This window comes from Streptomyces jumonjinensis, from assembly GCF_009600885.1.
Taxonomy (GTDB): domain Bacteria; phylum Actinomycetota; class Actinomycetes; order Streptomycetales; family Streptomycetaceae; genus Streptomyces; species Streptomyces jumonjinensis.
Genome location: NZ_VCLA01000201.1, coordinates 89,995 through 90,469, shown reverse-complemented (window position 1 = coordinate 90,469; position 475 = coordinate 89,995). Strand labels below are relative to the sequence as shown.

At 72.6% G+C, this 475-nt stretch carries 2 pseudogenes; both read right to left on the bottom strand.

From position 1 onward, the window contains the following. Positions 1–188, bottom strand: a pseudogene (locus FF041_RS38545) (DUF317 domain-containing protein); the annotation flags it as partial. A 31-nt stretch (positions 189–219) separates the two neighbouring features. Then, positions 220–475, bottom strand: a pseudogene (locus FF041_RS39875) (transcriptional regulator); the annotation flags it as partial.

Sequence of the window (475 nt, the reverse complement as noted above, 5' to 3'; positions counted from 1 at the left end):
TCGGGCAGCCACCCGACGCGTATCCGCTGGTCGGGCGAGGAGAGGTAGGTGTTGCCGAGGTCGTCGTCCAGGCTGTGGAACCCGGCGTCGAGCAGGGGCCGCAGGGCCGGGTCACCGGTGTAGGTGGATCCGGCGAGGTAGACCGGGGAGACGTAGACGTCGCCGTCGATCTCTTCGGCAGCGGGCATGGAGGTTGCTCCGTTCCTCGGGGCGGGGTGGTCAGCAAGTGCGGGGCGGACGGGAGATCGCGGTGACGGCAGCCGACACCAGAGGCTGCGCCGCGGACGGGTGCGAGAACAGGCCAGGAATGGACGAGACGGAGGGCGCGCGCTGGACGGCGACCGCTGCCCACTCGTTGTTCGCGGCCTGCGCTCGGATCACCACCGGCGGCCGGGTTGCGGCCTCCAGCGGCTCGGCCTCGGGCGTCCAGGAGGCCAGGGCCGCGTAGACGTCGCCGAGCCCTTCGGCAGCCGGG